Origin of the sequence: Halolactibacillus alkaliphilus (assembly GCF_900115465.1) — a bacterium.
Lineage (GTDB): Bacteria > Bacillota > Bacilli > Bacillales > Amphibacillaceae > Halolactibacillus > Halolactibacillus alkaliphilus.
On record NZ_FOWN01000012.1, the window covers coordinates 1 to 21168 of the forward strand.

16 protein-coding genes and 1 riboswitch are annotated in these 21168 nt (G+C 39.3%); of the genes, 10 read left to right on the forward strand and 6 right to left on the reverse strand.

All coding sequences use genetic code 11. The features are described from left to right. Window positions 1–192: zinc ribbon domain-containing protein (locus BM163_RS06560; protein WP_143088189.1), on the forward strand; the 192-nt coding region annotated here is incomplete at its 5' end. 140 nt (window positions 193–332) lie between these two features. Here the strand turns inward: BM163_RS06560 and BM163_RS06565 are convergent. Further along, the gene (locus BM163_RS06565) at window positions 333–1325 is read right to left on the reverse strand and encodes a hypothetical protein (RefSeq protein WP_089801422.1); all 993 of its coding nucleotides are present in this window, start codon (window positions 1323–1325) and stop codon (window positions 333–335) included. A gap of 133 nt (window positions 1326–1458) precedes the next feature. On the opposite strand from BM163_RS06565, the gene BM163_RS06570 reads away from it, so the two are divergent. The 3 genes from BM163_RS06570 to pfkA all read left to right on the forward strand — a co-directional run bounded on the left by BM163_RS06570 (window position 1459) and on the right by pfkA (window position 6916). Beyond that, window positions 1459–3708, forward strand: a complete 2250-nt coding sequence (locus BM163_RS06570; RefSeq protein WP_089801424.1) for a putative bifunctional diguanylate cyclase/phosphodiesterase — start codon at window positions 1459–1461, stop codon at window positions 3706–3708. 424 nt (window positions 3709–4132) lie between these two features. Beyond that, window positions 4133–5851: a bifunctional diguanylate cyclase/phosphodiesterase gene (locus BM163_RS06575; protein WP_089801426.1), complete on the forward strand. Its 1719-nt coding sequence runs from the start codon at window positions 4133–4135 to the stop codon at window positions 5849–5851. Window positions 5852–5959: 108 nt separating this feature from the next. Next, on the forward strand, window positions 5960–6916 hold the full coding sequence (gene pfkA, locus BM163_RS06580; RefSeq protein ID WP_089801503.1) for a 6-phosphofructokinase: 957 nt from the start codon (window positions 5960–5962) through the stop codon (window positions 6914–6916). Between the two features lie 72 nt (window positions 6917–6988). Here pfkA and BM163_RS06585 read toward each other — a convergent pair whose 3' ends face one another. Next, on the reverse strand, window positions 6989–7993 hold the full coding sequence (locus BM163_RS06585; RefSeq protein ID WP_089801427.1) for a Gfo/Idh/MocA family protein: 1005 nt from the start codon (window positions 7991–7993) through the stop codon (window positions 6989–6991). Window positions 7994–8138: 145 nt separating this feature from the next. Next, window positions 8139–9914, reverse strand: a complete 1776-nt coding sequence (locus BM163_RS06590; protein ID WP_089801429.1) for a methyl-accepting chemotaxis protein — start codon at window positions 9912–9914, stop codon at window positions 8139–8141. Window positions 9915–10083: 169 nt separating this feature from the next. Here BM163_RS06590 and BM163_RS06595 point away from each other — a divergent pair, with 169 nt between their 5' ends. From BM163_RS06595 to BM163_RS06605, 3 genes are all read left to right on the forward strand, one after another. Next, entirely contained in the window at window positions 10084–10962 is an 879-nt protein-coding gene (locus BM163_RS06595; RefSeq protein ID WP_229675521.1) for an ATP-grasp domain-containing protein, read from the forward strand. Between the two features lie 119 nt (window positions 10963–11081). After that, window positions 11082–11169, forward strand: a riboswitch (cyclic di-GMP riboswitch). Window positions 11170–11317: 148 nt separating this feature from the next. After that, on the forward strand, window positions 11318–13117 hold the full coding sequence (locus tag BM163_RS06600; RefSeq protein ID WP_089801433.1) for a sensor domain-containing diguanylate cyclase: 1800 nt from the start codon (window positions 11318–11320) through the stop codon (window positions 13115–13117). A 20-nt stretch (window positions 13118–13137) separates the two neighbouring features. Next, window positions 13138–14421 carry an ABC transporter substrate-binding protein gene (locus BM163_RS06605; RefSeq protein ID WP_143088190.1) on the forward strand — a complete coding sequence of 428 codons (1284 nt, stop codon included), beginning with the start codon at window positions 13138–13140 and terminating at the stop codon, window positions 14419–14421. 67 nt (window positions 14422–14488) lie between these two features. On the opposite strand, the gene BM163_RS06610 is transcribed toward BM163_RS06605, so the two are convergent. Together BM163_RS06610 and BM163_RS06615 are read right to left on the reverse strand one after the other, a co-directional pair. Next, on the reverse strand, window positions 14489–15283 hold the full coding sequence (locus BM163_RS06610; RefSeq protein ID WP_089801437.1) for an endonuclease/exonuclease/phosphatase family protein: 795 nt from the start codon (window positions 15281–15283) through the stop codon (window positions 14489–14491). Window positions 15284–15286: 3 nt separating this feature from the next. Then, entirely contained in the window at window positions 15287–16936 is a 1650-nt protein-coding gene (locus BM163_RS06615) for a PTS transporter subunit IIBC (protein ID WP_089801439.1), read from the reverse strand. A 362-nt stretch (window positions 16937–17298) separates the two neighbouring features. On the opposite strand from BM163_RS06615, the gene BM163_RS06620 reads away from it, so the two are divergent. Genes BM163_RS06620 through BM163_RS06630 form a run of 3 tightly spaced genes read left to right on the forward strand, consistent with a single transcriptional unit; the run spans window position 17299 to window position 19414 of the window. After that, complete coding sequence (locus BM163_RS06620; RefSeq protein WP_089801441.1) at window positions 17299–17991, forward strand: DUF1538 domain-containing protein; 693 nt, start codon at window positions 17299–17301, stop codon at window positions 17989–17991. Further along, window positions 17988–18713, forward strand: coding sequence for a DUF1538 domain-containing protein (locus BM163_RS06625; RefSeq protein ID WP_089801442.1), 726 nt, complete (start codon window positions 17988–17990; stop codon window positions 18711–18713). The genes BM163_RS06620 and BM163_RS06625 overlap by 4 nt, the downstream gene beginning before the upstream one ends. Beyond that, window positions 18713–19414, forward strand: a complete 702-nt coding sequence (locus BM163_RS06630; RefSeq protein ID WP_229675522.1) for a P-II family nitrogen regulator — start codon at window positions 18713–18715, stop codon at window positions 19412–19414. Before BM163_RS06625 ends, BM163_RS06630 begins: the two co-directional genes overlap by 1 nt. 30 nt (window positions 19415–19444) lie before the next feature. Here the strand turns inward: BM163_RS06630 and BM163_RS06635 are convergent, their stop codons facing one another. Further along, a complete protein-coding gene (locus tag BM163_RS06635) occupies window positions 19445–21040 on the reverse strand; it encodes a glycoside hydrolase family 43 protein (RefSeq protein ID WP_089801444.1) in 1596 nt (531 codons plus the stop codon). Window positions 21041–21168: the final 128 nt, after the last annotated feature.

Sequence of the window (21168 nt, forward strand, 5' to 3'; positions counted from 1 at the left end):
CAAGGAAAACAGCTTGTCAAAATAGACAAATGGTTCCCCTCTACAAAAACTTGCTCTAACTGTGGTTTTGTAAAAGAAATCAAATTATCAGAGCGCACTTATCGATGTGATTGTGGATTAAACCTTGATAGAGATTATAATTCAGCACTCAATATCAAAAAAGAAGGTATTCACTTATTAGCAAGTGCCTAATGAAAATATAAACTCTTGGAACAAGAGGGTTAGCTTGGTCAATTTCGTCAGCTATCAAAAGTGGCGATTACCCAAGAAGCCCCCACTTCAAGCAACCCGTAAGGGTGGTAAGTGGTGGGAGTAGTTCACTACGCTGTTTACTAAAGTTTATCTATATAGTGACGTAAGCGCTGATTGAAAGCAAGGACGGTGGCTGGTTGAGTGTTTTCAAGTGTTTTTTTTCGTTGGTCATCTTCTTGGAGAATTTTAATGGCTTTTTTTATTTCACTGCCAATTAAGTTATTTAATTTATTAATGTCATGCTGATTGTCCTCGTCTGTCGTTTTGGGGATGAAGTCACCATAAAAATCAATCAATTCATCGCCTTTTCGATTGGGGAAATGTTCGTGGGGCAATGTACTATCAAAAAACGCCAAGTCCAGTGCACGAATGATGACCATATCCAAACTGTCCGGATCAAAACCACAGTGGTAAACTTCAGTATCAAATCCAACAGCGTGTGCCTCTTGAGCAATTCTTTTTAAGATAGTGGATTTCCCAGTACCAGCACGTCCTTTTATGAAAAAGCGATGTCCAATTGTTTCTGTCAGTTTGGGAATAAAGTCAATCGTTCCGTAAGCTGTTATCGAACCTAAAAAGCGGTGAAATGTTTTTGGTTGTCTATTTAATGAGGACGATGTGGCAAGGTCTGTGATATGTTCTTTAATAAATTGATTGAAAAAGTTGCTTAATTTATCGAAGTCAGTGACATCGATATAAATAGCTTCGAGCGCGTCGTGTAATGATAACGCCGTTTTTAATGCGTGGTAATAATCCTCGCGTAGCTCTTCAGTTATTAATCTTACCGGTGTAACGCATGCAACTTTTTTTTCGCGGTTGATCACCGCAAGTTTTAGTCTCGGATTGAGTGGGTCAAGCAAACATTCGATAGGCGGGGTGTTTCTGAGGGATGGGTTGCTTTCTTGATAGTCCTTTTCCCACATCAACAATATTTCTTCTAACATTCGCGATGTTTCATAACGGGTTGGTTCGTTAACTTCAACGATTTTGTCTATCCCTTGTAGTTGACTTGATAAATAGTCACGTCGACCTTTCGCTGTTTCAGCCGCATGGAAATAAATTAATGGTGACAAATGAACGCCTCCTCTATAAAATAAAACTATTGAACATGACTAGTCTATGCAAGAAAAGGGTAAATGTTGAATAAGACAATTCATCTGACCTAGTCGGTTTTTTTTGTCTTGTGAGAAGAAGGAGGTAAGATGAATGGCTAAACGCTTTTTAACTTTAAATATCATGTTTGCGTTGGTACTACAATTAGTCTTTGTAGTCATGCGTGATTATATGATTATTAGACAAGTGTTAGGTACCTTTATCCCGCTTGGCTTATCTATAGCTATTTTATATCATGTCTTCCGGTTATTAAAAACAAGGCGAAGAGATGATACGAAGTTTTGGGTAGCTTATTTTATTGGGATGCTCTTTTATACTGCTTCATATGTGGTTTGGGCGTTTGCTTTTATTCAGGGAAAGCCTGTTATTTCTACCCCACTATCATTCGGTTTATGGGTTATGATGTATCCCTTTTTATTTTTTGCGATTATGTATAAGATTATTCAACTACGTAACAAAGAACATGTGTATCAGTACTTATTTCATATTACTACTTTGATTATTATCATCTTTAGTTTAGTGTTTCACTTTGTATTTGAACCGTATGTCGTATCAGGAGATATGACAATATGGCGTTTTTTTGTCCTCGTGATAGAACCGTTTCTCAGTGTGCTTTTAATGATGGCGTCGATTGTGCTTTACTTTCTAACGATAGGTTCAAATGAAAGACGGATGAACTTATTTTTTGTTTTAGGTTTTATGACACAAGCCCTAGCCGAAGTGTTATACGTCATTCAGATGATCGAAGATACGTACGTTGTTGGTCAATTTACAGACGTTTTATGGGTATTTGCCTTACTTAATATGTTAGCGGCAACCTACTTATCTCGGCACCGACCTGAAGACGCCCGCTGGCGCGTCCTACGCATAGTTGACCATGAGAGTAGCATCTTACCGTATGTCTGGATTTTATTGTTTACGATTACGACGCGTACTATTGTGAATCCGACTTTAAATGCCCTATCCGTTGCCGTCCTCGTTTTAATGGCTGTTTTAATTAGTTATCAATTGCTTGTTGTTAGGCGAAACACCGAATTGTTGAATTCATACGAAGAAATCATGTATTTAACACCACTGACGGGCTTAAGAAATCGGACAAGTTTACTTCGCGACTTACCAAATATTCTCAAACGAATCATTCGCCTTAAAGGCTCATTAGCACTGGTCGTGATTAATCTTGATCGGTTTAAAATTATAAACGATGCGCTTGGACGTGACTATGGGGACGCTGTTTTAAAAGAAGTTGCCAGCCGACTAGCTTTTTATTTAGACCAATCTGCGATGCTATATCACCTAAGTGGCGATGAGTTTGTCCTACTTGTCTATAATCAAGATAAGCCGCAATTGATTGCACTGATTGAACAATTGACTGAATCACTTGCTGAGCCGATTTACTTTGGCGAACAACAAATGACGGTGACGGCTAGTATAGGTATTAGTTTAGCGCCTAAAGATGGTAGAAAAGGGCATGAGTTACTTCAAATGGCTGAACAAGCGATGCACCAAGCAAAGTCGTTTGGTAAAAATCAATACTTTTTCTTCGACCGCTTGTTAAAACAACAATTAGACCGTCGTCTATTAATTGAAAATGAGTTAAAGTTTGCGGTCAATCGTGGAGAAATTTTAGTGTATTATCAGCCTAAATATATGTTAGAGCCGGAAGCGCTCATTGGATTTGAGGCATTGTTAAGGTGGGATCATCCGACATTTGGGTTTATTTCACCCGGAGAAGCCATTCCCATTGCGGAAGAAACAGGTCAAATCAATGCCCTCGGTTATTATATGCTTGATGAGGTGTTTCACCACGTTAAGCAATGGCAAACAGAACATGATTTTTTTGGCGTCGTATCAATTAACGTGTCAGCTATTCAATTAAAGCAAGTAGACTTTTATGCGCAGATTAATTTTTTGCTTAATAAGCATCAACTTGATAGTAAATTTATCGAACTTGAATTGACAGAATCGGCAATGATGGAAGTTGATGATGTGTTACCCAAATTGGAACAATTAAAAGCGCTCGGATTAAAACTATCACTGGATGATTTTGGGACAGGTTATTCGTCTTTATTTGTTTTAAAAGAATTACCTGTAGATACGATTAAAATCGATCAAGCTTTTGTCTTTGCGATTAATGACCCGCGTTCTAAGAATATTATAAAAACCATTCTTGACATTGGCTCAAATTTAGGATTACAAGTCATTGCTGAAGGAATTGAAAACACTGACAGCATACAACGACTAAAAGACTTAGGATGTCTGTTTGGTCAAGGGTATTATTATGCAAGGCCGATGCCTTTAAATGAAGTGACGGCCTATATCAACCGACATCACGATAAGGGTTAGAACAGCTTTTTGATAGGTGAATAAGAATGGAATTATAAATGATTGAAATATATGTTTAAAATCAAGATGTAGAGACGTTTAAAGAGACGACAAAAGCAATTAAAGTCGATTAGGAGACCGTTATGGCTATAGCCCAGCGATGGTTCAAATGATATTTCTGCTTATTTATCTCGAATTGAGGAAAAGAACATTGATACAGAAATATAAGAAGCTAAAAGTACTGAGATAACCCGATCGCCTACAAAGAAGTGCAGGTTGCCAGTATCTCACGGTCTGTCCCACTAATATTCGTGATAACGCTCATCATTATTTTAGCTAGTGTGATTTTCTTTTTAATATAAAATGTATGGGTGGTGTAAAAAATGATCGATTAATTGTCAAACCTTTGGTACACTAGTCCTATCGAAAGAGAGGGAGACGCATCATGAATCAAGTTAACAATAAAATGAAGCGTGCTTTTTCCTTTTTCGCGGAAGACGAAGAGTCCATGTGGCATTTGTTTTTAAAAACAAATGATGCTTTAATTATTACCGATGAAAAAGAACGCATTATGATGGTAAACCCATCATATGAAAAAATAACAGGTTATATATTTGATGAGGCGTTAGGTAAAAGGCCGAGTCTTATAAAGTCCCATTTGACACCGCGGATACGCTACCAAGAGATGAAACAAGCGCTAAAGGAAAAAGGCTCGTGGACAGGAGATTTAATTAATAGTAAAAAAGATGGCACGGTTTTTTATGCTGAATTAACAATTACTAAAATCAATCACGATGGTGAGACGTATTTTATTGGTATTATGCGTGACGAGACAGATAAAGTTGAAAGACAAAAAGAAATTCATCAACTGGCTTATTACGACCAATTAACAGGACTACCTAATCATTTATACGTAAGAGAGTTAATCGACGACAGATTAAAAACGAATGTCGAACCGTTTGCCTTTATGTTGTTTAACATCGATCGTTTTAAATACATTAATGACGGATACGGGCATGATGCAGGAGATAAGGTCATCTTAGAGATGGCCCAGCGATTGAGTCGTCTTTTTAAAGAAAGCGCTTTGGTTGGCCGCTTTAGTGGTGATACGTTTATCGTCTTTGTACAAGGAGCCCTTGAAGAAGAAGTGTTAATCAAAGAGATACACGACCGTTTGCTTACGCTTAGACATGATCCATTTCATGTAGAAGATGACATCCTTTACTTAACGCTTAGTGGGGGCGTGCGTTTTTCTAGGCAACCAGAAGATACGGTTGAACAATTGATTAAACATGCTGAACAGGCGATGTATCAAGCAAAACGAGAAGGACGAAATACGGTGCGTTTATTTAAGCGCTCTAATTCTAGCGAATTATTGACACGCTTAGGTCTAGTTCATGAATTAAATCAAGCGATTGAGGAACAACAATTTACTGTGTACTATCAACCACAATATAGTTTTAGTCAAGGGAAAGTCACAGGTGTTGAAGCGTTAGTGCGTTGGCAACATCCTGAAAAAGGATTATTAACACCGTATCACTTTTTAAGTGAAGCAGAAGAATTTGGTTTACTGAGCCAAATTGATCAAGTCGTGATGGCACAAGCGTTCAATGAGACGAAAAGGTGGCATGATGCGGGTTATACAGATTTAGAAGTGTCTGTGAATATGTCGTATCATCTGTTTAACCAGGTAAATGTTCTTGATATAGTTAATCAATTGATTAGTGATGCAGGTTTATCGCCGAAGCATGTCTGTATTGAAATTACAGAGTCCATTGCGCTAAATCAAGTAAAACATGCTAAAGAGACGATTCAAACATTTCAATCGCTTGGTGTCAAGGTCGCACTTGATGACTTTGGGACCGGCTACTCTAGTTTAAGTCAACTTAGAAATTTCACCTTTGACCGAGTGAAAATTGACCAAGCATTTATTCGTCAATCAACGGGTGATGATGTTGATGCAAAGTTTGTTGAGGCGATTATTCATATGGCAAAGTTGTTTGGTTTTGACGTGGTAATTGAGGGGGTAGAGACATTGAATCAGCTCGTCTTCGTAAGAAATAACTATGCGGATAAAGCGCAAGGGTATTTGATTCAAAAACCAGCACCAAAAGATGCATTAGCTCTTGATTTGACTTTTAAGCAAATGACAGATGAAAAATAACATGAAGAAACATGTCAATTTTAGGCATGTTTTTTTATGTATTTTTTCAATGCGAGGGATTAAATGATGGATAAAGAGGGAAAAGTACACGGGAAAGGATGTGTTCATATGAAAAAAATAGCGATTTTAACATCCGGTGGTGATTCACAGGGGATGAACAGTGCAATTCGAGCCGTTGTTAGAACAGGTCTTAGTCGCGGATATGAAATGTACGGAGTAAAGCGAGGCTTTAAAGGTTTAATGAACGATGACTTTTTCAAAATGGTGTCGAAAGACGTGAGTGATATCCTTTACCGAGGAGGGACATTTCTCCAGTCTGCCAGGTCGGAAAGATTTAAGACGCCAGAAGGACAAAAAATTGCCGTGGAGAATTTACAAAAACGCGGCATCGATTATGTTGTTGTCATCGGCGGTGATGGTAGTTATAAAGGCGCACAGGTGCTCATAAAGCATGGAATCAAGACATTTGGCTTACCAGGTACGATTGATAATGATATTCCACTTACGGATTACACGATTGGTTTTGATACGACACTTAATGTTGTCACAGATGCGATTGGTAACTTGCGTGATACGATGAGCAGCCATGAACGTGTGAGTGTCATTGAAGCAATGGGACGTCACTGCGGGGACATTGCTTTACAAGCAGGTATTAGTAGTGGGGTTGATGCTATTTTAATACCTGAAGTACCGTATGACTTGGAAGCTATTGCGGCAGAATTAAAGGCAGGCTTTGATCGCGGGAAATCACACAGTATCGTTATTGTCGCAGAAGGGGCAGGTAGTGCAGAGGAAGTAGCAAAGGAACTAAAAGCACTATCAGGTCTTGATACGCGTGCGACAATTTTAGGGCATATTCAGCGAGGCGGTACACCAAGTGCGTTTGACCGAGTATTTACGAGTCGTATGGGGCATCGCGTCATTGAATTGATTGAAGAGGGCATTAGTGGTGTTGCTTTAGGTATGGAGAAAAATGAGATTACCTATCATACATTTGACGAGATCTTTGCCGGTAAAAATAAAATCAACGAAAAAATGTATCACGTATTTATGGATCTTGTGTAACCATTTTTTCAGAATTCACACAACAAGCACCTGTCATAAAAAGATGACAGGTGCTTGTATTTAATGGGGGGATTATTCATCTGGGTCAATTAAAACGGTTTTCCCAGTTGTAAAAGCCTCTTTAGTTAACTCGAGTACGCGCATATTGCGGTAACTGTTTGTTAATGTATTGATAGGCGCTTGATTATTTAAGATTGCATAGGAGATATGTTCAACTTCGTCTCGATATAAATCATTCATATAGGTTTCTGTTGTTTCATAGGCGGTTGTTGTTAGAATAACTTCACCAAGTCCCCCGTGATTGTCAGGCCGATAAGCATAAGGAACGGTAATGATGCCCTCAGTGCCAATGACGCGGTAAGCGTTTTGATGAAAGTGATCAAAGCTACTCGTTAAGGTAGCCGTCACCCCTGAATCAAAAGTGTAATAACTGACGTTTGACAGATCTACCCCCGTCACGTCATCTATCACGGCTTGGCTACTGACGCTTTTTGGTTCATCATCTAAAATGTAGCGCATAGCATGAATATTGTAGCTACCAACGTCATAAAGACTGCCACCGCCGAGATCTTTTTCCATTCGAATATTAGAATCGCGATCAGTTAAATAAAAGGTAAAGGTCGATTCAAAATGTTTGACCTCTCCAATAGCCCCTTCTTCAATCAATGTTTTCACACGTTGATGTTGGGGATGTAACATATACATAAAGGCTTCCATCAGGATGACATTATTGTCAAGGCAAGCTTGTTTAATCTCTAACACGTCAGTGCTTGATAAGGCAATGGGTTTTTCCACGAGAATATGTTTGTTTTTATAAGCCGCCCGAATCGCCCATTCTTTGTGCAAACTATTTGGTAGCGGAATATAAACAGCGTCGATGGCATCATCATCAAGGATTTCGTGATAACTATCATACGCTTTTTCTATGCCAAACGCCTCCGCAACTTCTTCTGCCCGCCCACTCAAGCTTGAAATCGCCACAACTTCTGCATTTTCAGCGCGTTTAAAGGCAGGAATCACGTGATACTGAGCAATGCCAGCCGTACTCAAAATACCCCATCTTATTTTTTTTGTCATAATACCGTCACTCCTCAACAAATAGTTAATGAAACTTTAAGTGTTCGTAGTATACACCATTCCCTTTTTAAAAGAAATAAAACAACTACAGACAAAACATGTCTGTAGTTGAATCTTGAGTAAATGGTTCGTTCTATTTTGTTTCTTACAATTTAAAATGATTCACATCAGCTTCTAATTCTTGAGAGAGTAGGCGCAGTTCATCAGCACTTCGTGAAACTTCCTCCATCGAGCTACTCGTCTCTTCTGCAGAGGCAGCCGTTTCCTCAACAGCAGCTGCTGACTCCTCAGAAACAGCGGCAATGTCATCAACGGATTTTTGCATATCAGCTGTCTCTGTTTTAATTTTAGATAGATCGTCAACGATTCGGCTGACACTTGTGACCATGTCTGAGATCGACGTTTTGATCGTATCGAAAGCTTGTCCTGTTTGATTCATCTGATTAGAGCCATGTTCAACGGCATCATAGCCTTGGTGAAGTGATGTTGCCACGCTTTTTGATTCATGCTGAATCGCATCAATGATGGACGTGATATCTGTCACAGACGCGCCAACTTGTTCAGCAAGTTTTCTTACTTCATTGGCAACGACCGCAAATCCACGGCCCTCTTCACCAGCACGAGCGGCTTCAATCGCCGCATTTAATGCGAGAAGGTTGGTTTGTTCAGAAATGTCTTGGATAACACCAACGATTGATCCAATTTCTGTTGCTTTACTTTCTAATCCTTCAACTTTCTTTACAGCTTCTTTGACAATAGCTTCAATGTTTTTCATTTGTGTAATAGAATCTTTTACTTGTTTTGTCCCATCTGTTGATAAGGTGAGGACATGTGTTGAGCGCTCATCGATATCATTAGCATCGTTTGTAGCATCACTCACGTAGTGGGTGAAGCGTTCCATTGTCATCGCTAAGTCACTGGCACTGTTGGCTTGCGTCTCGCTACCGCTTGAAATTTCTTCCATTGTTGCCGCGATTTGCTCACTGCCTTCACGTACTTGTTCCGAAGCTTGTGAGAGGGTCTGTGATTGACTGGCGACTTGATCGGTTGCGCGCTTAATATCGAGTAACATTTTTCTTGTCTGGTGTTTCATGTCATTAACACGGTTTGCGAGTTGTTTAAACTCGTTATCGCCTTTAACCGTCACATCTTCATCTGTTATGACACCACGTGCCAGTTGATCCATTTCAGAGGCAACAGTTTGTAAGTTATGATTGATATTTCTAACGAAATAAAAGACAATAATAAGACCGATAATTATCGCAACAACGACAGTAATAAGGGAGCTTATTAAAATATCATAGCGAACAAGTCCAGCAAGTGCGGCCATATCAAAGTCTAAGCCAACAACACCGATTATTTCACCGTTTTCTGTAATGGGTCTTGCGACCGTAATAATCGACCGACTCGTTGCTGTGTCGATGTAGGGTTGTGTCCAAATCGTATCGCCTGCTGTGACAGCCTCTTGGTACCACTCTGTCGTGCGTGGATCATATTGAGATAAATCAGCATCAGGGATGCTGTGTAAGTAAAGAGCCCCATCAGATGCACCGATAAAAAGGTTGACAATGTAAGTGTCACCTTCAGCTAAGTCAGATAAAGTCTCACGGTAGAAGGTTGTAAGTGCGGGATCATTACTCGGTGGAAGTTGTGAGAAATTGATGCTTGAATCACTATTGGTACTTGAATGATTCAGTTTAAAATCGTTCCGTTGACTAAATGCTTCAATTTTCTCTTCATAATCAGTAAATGTATTTTCAAAGCGTGAACCGAGCTGTGCCATTTCTTCTTTTTCAATAATGGCGAGCTCAATAATTTCAGTGTTTTGATAGGAAATAAAGCTTGAAATCGCCACGGGTAATACGAGTAATAGCATCATAAAAGTTGGTAATAAAAATTTGATCTGTTTAAAACGTGTCATGTTTGTTTTCCCCTTTGCATGTGTAGTTATTTTCTCTCTATTGATTATGTCGTCTTAAAAAGAGAGAATTGAAGATAAAACATAAAAAAATATTGAAATAAAGCTGTTTTTTTAGTCAGTATTTCTTTAAAAATGGCTAATTTAGATAAAAATAGAAAGGATGGGTAAGATGAGAGGATGGTTAATTTGTAATGGTAGTTTAAATTCTAAAAAATTTCATGAAACGCATCACCGTTATATAGAGATGGCTAAAAGTCTCGGTATTACATTAACGGTAAAAACAAACAGTGAGGTAGGCATTCTTTTATCGAATCAACACATTGCGCTTGTCTCAATTAACACACTAGATTTTGTCTTGTTTCTTGATAAAGATGTCTTACTCGCTAAACAATTAGAAGCGTGTGGTTTACCAGTATTCAACTCTAGCCAATCGATTGAAGCATGTGACAACAAAGGTCTTATGCATCATTTACTTGCCTTAAAAGGCATCAAACAGCCTAAAACACTTATCGCGCCACTTATCTTTGACACAGAATCACCGTTCCCAAAACACTTTTTAAACTATGTGGAAGAGACGCTTCATTTCCCGGTTGTAGTAAAGAAAAGCTATGGGTCTTTTGGAATGGGTGTATATTTAATTCATGACAGACAAGCGTTAGAAGATATAAGCGAGCGCCTAAAACTCGAACCTCATATTTACCAACAATATATAAAAGAAAGTCATGGCAAAGACATGCGCATACACGTCGTTGGAGATAAAGTTGTCGCTAGTATGATGAGAAAATCAGCGACTGACTTTAGGGCGAATGTCACAAATGGCGGGGAGATGCTGATAGTTGATGTGCCGGAACGTTTTAAAACATCTGCCATCGCTGCTTCTGTAGCTTTAGGCCTAGATTTTTCTGGCGTAGATCTCTTATTTGGTGCTAATGACGAGCCGATTATTTGTGAGGTTAATTCGAATGCGCATATTGAGAACATTTTTAAAGCAACAGATATTGATGTTAGTGAAACAATTTTAAAACATATTATAGAAAAACTCACCTGAATAATTAAGACTAGAGAAGGATATGACAGATTAATGGCATGCCTGCTATTTTTTAAGTCGAAATACTGTAAATTCTCCAGGAAATAGTGGATTTTTTTATATTGTGTGTTACGATAAGACTATGATAAGGGCAAAGCTATTGAAAAATAGTGACGCAAAGCTTCAGGTCTTCGGTGAATTTAAAACCATGACGGCTGGGTTACCGATATATCTAACACTTGATTCTTTCCGTCGATCCTTTATTTGGGTCGATTTTTTTATTGTGGTTTGCCTAGTTAGTAGACGCATATTTATACATATTAAAAATAGCGGAAATCATGGTTCGGTTACTACGCCAACGTGGGAGGTGTAAGAGATGATAAAGTATCAAACGATAGGGACATGTAGCTTACTTTTTATTCTAGGTGTCGTTTTGAGAGTGTGGGATTTTCAATTGTCATATAGTTTGTATTTACCGCTGTATTTTTTTGTCCCAATCTTAGCACTAAGGGTCTTGACACTAAAACATGCCCTTATTCTTACAAGCGTCTTAAGCGTGGTGTTAACGGTTCTTGGTGACCCATTGATTTTTCATACATTAATGATTAGCCATGTCATTATCATAGGGCTTCTGTTTAGAAAATATCAACGCAACTTATTTACATGGGCCATTATTTATGGTGCTTTGGGTTATATAGCGACCAATATAATTATACGTGTCATGGTTGATAACGATGCTTTACAGTTCATCTATATAATCGAAGCGTTATCTTATTGGCTGATGTTACTTTTTACTAGCCTGTTTGTTGATACGCTCTTCATACTTATTCCTCAAGTGCCTTTTTTAAGGAAATTAATAAAGAATCGAGATTCTATTCGTTTTAATCAACTCATTTTTATGGGTGTGAACATAGTCGCGATCGTACCACTTGTTATTATTACCATTGTTCAGTCCATTGCTTTAGAACAACAAATGCTTGAGAGTTTTGATCAACGCGTGATGGCACTTGAGGAAGTATTAAATGAACAAATCAAGCGTTTAGATGAGACAGAAATTCAGCGCTTAGAGCTTGGTTCAGCAATTGATCGGGGGCGCCTGACAGAAGTCATTGATCGTCATATTGCTTCACGTAATGAATCCGTTTACATGTTTAATAAGAATGGGGAACGCTTTTTACATTCAAGTGAAGCGGATCGCTTTTCAGTTTTTAACGACACCCTTACGACAGGTTCTGTTCAAACGCGTGACAATCATCGCGTGTGGTTATCTGGTGAGGGGCTCACGCCTCGGGATTGGTACAATGGTTATTACATGGCCACCTTTCATGTATTGGACCGTCCGGTTGAGTATTTTATAGCCATGGATACAGCGGTTTTTCAAAGCATGTCCCGTATCTATCATTATCACATGTTGATGTTTGCTGTATTTTTAACGTCTTTTGTGATTGGGTTATTAAGTGAACGTATCTTACTCGGGCAAATAGAAGGGATTACAGTGATGGCAGAACAAATTCCAAGGAGCATGATGACAGACCGAGCAACCGCAGTGCCCCAGACCCGAATATTAGAAGTGAAAATACTCACAGAGCGTTTAACGCGTGTTGATCAACAATTACGCTTAATGTTTAAAGAATTATCCAAAACAAACAGAGAGCTAAATGAAAAAACATCTGAACTTAATGCGTCAAGACAAGAGTTATACCATGTAGCGCATCATGATTCGTTGACAGATTTACCGAATCGGCGGTTATTTTATCATACGCTTGAAAAGAAGGTGAATCGGAACGATTGTTTCGGTTTGTTCTTTCTGGATTTAAATGATTTTAAAGACATTAATGACCAATATGGTCATAAAGAGGGCGATCAGTTACTTAAGGATGTTGCGCTGCGCTTAGTTGCGCTTGAGGCAGAGTTTCCAGTGCGATTTTACCGTTTAGCTGGTGATGAATTTGTCGCTATTTTAAAACGTGATCGTCATGAAGAGGTATCCTTTTTCACGAAAATATTAAAGAAAACTTTCTCAGCGCCGTTTATGATTCAAGATGATAAGAGACACTTAAGTGTAAGTATTGGGCTCAGTCTCATGCCAGAAGATGGTTCGACGTTTGAGACGTTATTGCATATTGCCGATCAAGCGATGTATGAAGATAAGCGGATATCAAAAGGACGAAAATAAGCGTGGAAGGTGGTGTGCTTATGTGGCGAAGATGGTTAATATATATCGTTTTATTTTTTAGCGTCATCGTGATTCACGCTGGGTGTGAAGAAAAACCTGTTAAGTATCAGAATACATTTATTCAAGCGCTAGAGGATAAGCCGCCTGAGCCAGATGATACGTTGCTCGTTTGGACAACAAAAGATATTTTTACAGGCACAACGGATTATTTTTTTGAGCATGAAACCACACTTAAACTTAAAGTAGAGGTAATTAATCAGGCAGAAGTCATTGATCGCTTTTACGAAGCGTTAACGTATAAGCGTCCACCAGATCTCTTTTTGTTGCCGGATGAATTTGTTGGACTGTTCTCAGAAATTGATGGCTTTGTTGATTTTAATTCATACTTAAATGATCATGGTATCTATCATGATTTACCTAGGGCACTGATGGATCGCTATGTGAATTTGGAAAATAAACGGTACGGCGTACCAGTGACGTTTTTCCCTTATGTGACGTATTATCGCCATGATATATTGGATAGTTTCGGGTTTCCAAGTGAGCCAGAAGCATTGGCTCAGTTCATAGAAAAACAAGGGAATTATTTCACGCTAGCAAAGGTGCTCTCAGAAGATAACCTTTATATTTTTGAATCCAATCAAGCGTTAGTACAACTTGGGTTAAGAACAAGTTATCCGTTTAGTAGTGATTACAGCTACCAGTACACAGCAGGCTCATTTTTACAAGTAACAGAAGCTGTTGCGCTTTTATATCTAGCAAATCTTCAACCAGGTATATCCATTTGGAGTGACCACGGACAATGGCTGCTAGAAAACGATCAGCTTGTGATGTTTCAAATGCCTTCATATGGAGCGGATCATTTAAAACAATGGGTGCCAGAACAAAAAGGGAACTGGCGCATGACTGATTTACCATTTGGATTAAGTGGCATGGATAGAGAAGGGAGCTTAGTAGCGTTAATGAGTGAAAAAAGTCACTACAAAGAAACGGCTTTCGCTTTATTACAAGCAATGACGCGTGACCAAAACTATCACATATTCCATGAATCATCACACCCAATGCTCGACCAAGAGCATCTCACACTGTATTACAATCGCCTTTTAAGTAAAGAAGCAGAAGGTCGCCCGTCAATGTTGGACCTATATGCCAGACGCCATTGGCATAATACGATGTTTGATATAAATAAAGGGGTTCCACTAACGCCACTCTTATTTGAAAAGACTCATGACCGGTTACAAGAAGAAATAAAACTTGACCAACGTATTCTCATTGAACAGTTTGTTAATGGGACACAGGAGAATTAAAACACCTCTGCTTAAACCTTATAGGTATAAGTAGAGGTGTTTTATCGTATCACGAGCGCGTTAACGGTTAGGTAAAATCAATGAAGACATCGACCCCGAAGTGGTCAGAAACAACAGGAAAGTTATCAGCATTAAAAATAACACGCGAATGCAGCACGGGCAGAGGTTTGTTAACAAAGATGTAATCAATCCTTTGATGGTGGTCAATATGTTTCCATCCATCAATCGCCCCGGGGACAGTTATGCCACTGTCCTTTACTTTTGCAAGACGGTATGTGTCATGAAGACCGTGTGTGATGAGGTAATCATATCCAGCATCATTGACACAAGCATCCGTATTAAAGTCGCCTAGAATAAATGTTGTTATTCGGTTATTAATGTGTTTAAATAACCGATCAAATTGATGTTTAGAAGGCTCTGAGTCATCATTCCAAAAGCCATGATGTGTCGAGACAATATCTATGACCTCACCCTTATAATCAATGGACATTTTTACAGCAACACGTGTTTTCCAATTGAGTGGATCTGTACTTTGTGTGAGTGGCCATGTTTCTGAGGTGATGACAGGATGCTTAGTTAGAAGCGCCACACCTTCTTCATATATATCATAGCCAATATGAGCTTTTGCCCAGTAATAAGAATAATCCGCCCCACGTGCTTGTAATTTTTTAACAAGCACATGACAGAAATTATCTCGTTTAATTGGGCCATTATTTAGAACAAGTGCATCCAGTCGCTGATTCACTTCCTGTAGAGCGATAACATCATAATCATGCATAATGATGGCTTCGATTAATGTGTCAAGCTTTTCCATCTGATAATCTTCAATGTAACTATGGGTGTTTAATGTTAATAATCGCATCGGTTACTCCCCTAAATAATCTTGTACCTCGGATTTTAACACATCGGCTTTTGGTCCGTAAATCGCTTGAACACCGTTGTCCCTTAAGACGAGGCCAAGAGCACCTGTTTGTTTCCACGCTTTCTCATCGCCTACTTTTTCTCTATCTTTTACTGTTACGCGTAAGCGAGTCATACAAGCGTCCACTTCGTCGATATTTTCTTTACCACCAAGTAGTTCAACGATTCGTTTCACTTCATTCGAACCTGCACTTTCCTTGGTGTTATTAGATGACACTTGTTGGTCCCCGTTTTCATCTGTGTAGTTACCTAAACGACCAGGTGTTGGTAGTTTGAATTTTTTAATCATAAAATTAAAAATAAAGTAAGTGATAAAGAAGAAAACGACATTAACGATGATGAAATTGACAATATCCATTACAAGACCAGCATTAATACTCATCGGTAAGCGTGTGAGAAATTCAATGTTACCGAACGTGTGCACACGTAAATTAATTAAGTCAGCAGAAGCGAAAGCTAAACCTGCAATAATCGCATACACACCGTAAAGAAGAGGTGCTGCAAACATAAACATAAATTCAATCGGTTCTGTTACACCGGTTAAAAATACAGCAAGACCGGCTGAGAAAAACATCGATTTATATTTTATTTTTTTATCATCATCAACATTTTTATACATCGCAAAAGCAGCGGCAATAAGGGCTGATGTTGAAAGAATCATTTGACCAACTTTAAATCTCGCAGGAGTAACACTAGCTAATAATGCTTCATAACCGGCGGTATCACCTGCTTGTCTTAAGTTATTTAAATCCGATACCCACGCAAGCCATAAAGGATCTTGTCCGGCGACAATCTCACCTGCATTTGCCCCGGTGAGAATCGTGTACATACCACCGAGTTCGGTATAGTTAATTGGTACGGTTAACATATGGTGTAAGCCAAAGGGCAATAATAGACGCTCGAGTGTTCCAAAGACAAATGGCGCAATAAACGGTGCGCTGTCACGTGAACCAGCAATCCATTCACCAAAGTTGTTAAGGGCACCTTGAATGAAGGGCCAAACAATCGACATAACAACAGCCACGATGACTGACCACAAAATAACGACAAATGGCACGAAGCGCTTCCCGTTAAAAAAGGCGAGGGCTTGTGGAAGTTTTGAGAAGTTGTAGTACTTATTAAAAACAACCGCGCCAATAAAACCAGAAATAATACCGACAAACACACCCATATTAAGGGCAGGTGCTTCAAGAACCATTGTGAAGTAATCGCTAACAACCAGTTCACTACCTAAGAGTGAAGTGATCACTGATTCACCGTCATTTACCATGTTGGCGTTTACACCAAAGATAGCACCAGTAATTCGATTGATGAGGATAAAAGATAAAAGTGCAGCAAAGGCACCGCCGGCACGCTCTTTTGCCCAAGAACCACCAATAGCGACCGCAAAAAGAATATGTAAGTTACCAATGATGGCCCAACCCATTTCTTCCATCACACGGCCAATCCCAAGGAGTAACTGTATGTCACCACCGGACATGGCAACGACTTTTCCTAAAGAAATCATAATACCTGCCGCAGGCATAACTGCGACAACAACTAATAAGACTTTACCTAGCTTTTGCCAGAAGTCAAAAGAACCAAATTTTTTCATGATGTATCCCTCCGCTTATCTAATTTATGTCTGTATAATCATTTGCGCTAACGTTTGCGCAAGTTGATAGTTAGTATTGTAAAACAAATGTAAGCGTTAGGCAAGAGTTTATTTAAAATCAATTAAATGGGCTGATATATTCTTATGATTCGACAATTACCATAAAATCAATTGAGAAAGCGTTTGCATTAAGTTTTTTGTTCTAAGGTGTTTACATAGCAATGGAGACAAAAGCATGGTATGGTAAGTAAATGATTCGTTAATGTGCTAACCTTAATGTTTAAGTTTTACAGTTGAGGGAATAGAAAATTAAGATACATAGTGAACTAAATACATAATTATTAGAGAAGGGGGGCAACTTTGTGTCCACATTAAAAGAAACGTTGATTGACGTGCTTAAATCATTTTTACCATTATCGATGTTAATTACGATCTTACAATTTACCGTCGTTTTTCTACCGATGGAGGTTTTTATTGATTTTATCCTTGGAGCAATCCTTGCGAGTGTAGGGATCTACTTGTTTTTATTAGGCGTTGAGGTCGGCTTATCTCCCGTTGGGGAGATGGTCGGTTCGAGTTTGTCTAAAACAGGAAAGCTCTCACTTATACTTACCTTTGGTTTCTTACTTGGATTTGTCGTTACCGTCGCTGAACCAGGCGTACAAGTATTAAGTAATCAAGTGGAATTTGTCTCTGGTGGTGAAGTGCCAGGCGTCATGTTGCTTTTATTTGTCTCACTTGGTGTCGGTATTTTTGTGGCGCTTGCTTTACTCAGGATGATAGTTAATGTGTCATTGCTTAAATTACTGGGAGGGGGCTACCTCGCGATTTTTCTCTTAGCTTTAATGACACCAAAGTCGTTTGTGCCCATTGCGCTTGATGCAGGTGGTGCAACGACAGGCGCCATGGCGGTACCTTTCATTTTAGCTTTAGGAGTCGGTGTGACGAGTGTGTTGAGTAAAAAAGCAAATAGTGGTGAAAGTTTTGGCCTCATTGCCCTTGCGAGTGTTGGACCGGTCATTGCGGTGTTGTTGTTGGGGGTGATTTACGGATGATAAATGTTTTTAATGGATTTACGGATGTACTAATTGATGTGACTTACGCCCTTCTACCACTGTTAATCTTTTTTATGATTTTTCAAATCTTTTTCCTGCGATTGAAGTGGCCAAGAGTCCGTGATATATTAATGGGGTTCTTATTAACGTATGTTGGTTTATCTCTTTTTCTTCAAGGCGTCAATGTTGGTTTTATGCCAATTGGTGAAATGATGGGAGAGGTTATTGGTGGTCTTTCAAATCGCTACATATTTATTCCAATCGGTTTTATATTAGGATTTTTTGCGGCTTTTGCAGAACCGGCCTTACAAGTACAAACGAAACAAGTTGAGAGAATATCCGCTGGGGCTATCCCAAGGCGTGTGTTACTTGTAACTATTTCCATCGGCGTCGGTTTATCGATTATGTTATCGATTGTTAGAATATTTGTTGGTTTTTCTATTTGGTATTTTGTGTTACCCGGCTACTTATTGAGTTTTTATTTAGCAAGTAAGAGTTCTAAACTTTTTACAGCGATTGCGTTCGACTCAGGTGGCATTGTCACAGGGCCGATGATTTCAACCTTTATGCTGAGTTTATTTGTGGGCTTAGCTGGAGTAACCGAAGGAAGAGATCCCTTAATTGATGGTTTTGGGATGATTGCTCTTGTTGCTTTAGCGCCAATTCTTTCAGTGTTATTATTAGGTCGTATATATGCGGGTGGAAAAAAGGGGGCGTCGTAGTGGAGCGAATTAATGATCAAAAGTTAATTATGACGATTGTTAAAAAAGGTGAAGCAAAAAAACTTGTCTCTAGAATACGTGCTAAAGGTGTTACGGGGAGTACGATTTTATTGGCGGAAGGATTTCGTATGAATGAACGCTTGCGAATCTTTGGTATTCCGACCCATAGAGAGCGGGAAGTTATTTTAACGATTGTTGATGAGGCGATGTTTCCAGTCATTTTTGAAACGCTTGCTCAACATGCAAATCTAGGAAAAGATACCCGTGGTCTTGTCGTCGCACTTGATGTGAAGAGTGTACTCGGTATTACTGCTTTAAGTGGTTCAGAGATTGCGGATTGTAGTAGAAGAAAGGGAGATGAGTCCATGTTGGATGAATTGCGCTATGATTTAATTATCACAATTATCAATAGTGGGGAAGCGGAAGAAGTGGTAGAGTCAACGAAAAAACACGGAGCAGACGGCGGGACGATTCTTCGAGCCCGAGGGACGGGTGTGCACGAACAAACGAAGCTGTTTAACATGTTGATTGAACCAGAAAAAGACCTTGTACTCACCTTAATTGAAAAAGACCGGACATTGGAAGTACTAGAAGGCATCAAACAAGACTGTGAGCTAGCTAAACCTGGTAAAGGTATTGCATTTGTTTTAGAAGCTGAAAAGACAGTAGGCCTCCAAGCTGTTCTTGAGCAGAATAAATAGTAGAAAAATCCCCCCCCTAAACTTGGCGTGTTAGGGGGTTGTTTTCGTCCTTTTTTTAAATGTGAAGCGGATGACAATAAGCGTTATAACGATACTAAATAGTAACCAACACCCTATCCTTAACGCGTTATTTACGCTATCATCAGGCGTGTTTTCTGTCTGTTGTTCTTCTAAAGCCGCTATTTCTTCATCTGTTTCAGCCGTTGTTGTTAAATTACGAAGCGGCTTTTTTTGTTCGGGCACAATATAGGGCCTTGATTCGATGATAAAAGTCTGCATGGAAATATCTAAATCAGCTTTAGGGAGAAAAGTTAACGTATTTTCAACTGTGCTTAGGTAGAGGGTATCGTTTGTGACCGGTTGGAGCGATATACCTAAGTCGTGTTCGTTCTTTATAAAACTCGCACGCATTTTAAAGTCCGATGATCCGTCATGACGTGATAAGACGGGCTGATTTTGTTCATTAATCGTTAAATAAACACCGGGATTGTTATTAATTTGATACGAAACCGTGCCACTTTCACCAGTTAAACCGCTTGTTTCATGCCAGCGATAATCATGGTGTGTGAGATCTGATTCAGCTAATCTGAGTGCATGTGTGACTTGTCTTAACATTAAGTCAGTGTCGCTTGGGGCAATGGTAACGCTTTTTTGTTTTATTCCAGAGGCCGTAGGCGTCACTTTTGCAATCGCGCCATCTTCATAGAAATGCATCGGTTCAATTGCGACAGACCGGCGATATTCTCCGCCCCCTGCAAGGGCGGTATTATGATAAATAAAATACCATGCGTCATTAAATTCAATAACCGCAGGATGGCTTGTGCCGCTGTTGGGTATCTTATCCATGATCTTATCTTGAAAAATCCAAGGGCCTGTAGGTGAGTGACTGGTGGCATAGGCTATTTCTTCTGGGTAGTTATAAGCAAAAGTTAAATAATAGAGATCCTCTCGTTTAAAGATAAAGGGGCCTTCAGTAAAGTTACCTGGCATATGCTCAATCTCTATTTGGTGAATCTCACCATCGAGTGCCGTCATCGTGTCTTTTAGCTTCGCGTAGTACAGATGTGTATTTCCCCAATAAAGATAAGCACTGCCATCATCATCGATAAAGACGGTAGGGTCTATGTTGTCCCATGGGACATTCCCCATAAACTCAGGTGCGTTTGTCATTGCCGAATCAATAAGTGGTTCATTAAGTGCATCCACAAATGGACCCGTTGGTGTCTCGCTTGTCATGACACCAATCGCATAGCCTGGTGCATGTGTGCCGGAATTGTGCACCGTTGTGTACCAGTAAAATATCCCATCTCGTTCAATGGCTTGTGATGCCCAAGCCGAGTCATGAATCGCCCATCGAAACGTTGATCGTGGAATAGCAGATTCTAACGTCCAGTTAATACCGTCTTCGCTAGAGAAGACGTTCCATTCCTTTAATACGAAAAAGTTATCTGATTGTGTTGCTTCATCGTGGCCGGTATAAAGATATATTTTTCCATCATGTACAAGCGCCGCTGGATCAGCGGAAAAACGGTCTTTAATTACCGGATTACCCGCAATAACTGGGGGAGAAAGAAAGGTCAGTAAGAGTAAGCCAATCAACAGGGTGATTCGATATCGTTGTCGCATAGAAACCTCCTAATAAGTAAGCGTTTACTTTATATTATACACATATATACGTACAACTCAACGTTTATATTTATTTAAAAACAAACTTGTTCGTAAAAGTTTAACGTTGTGTGATAATGACGTTGGTC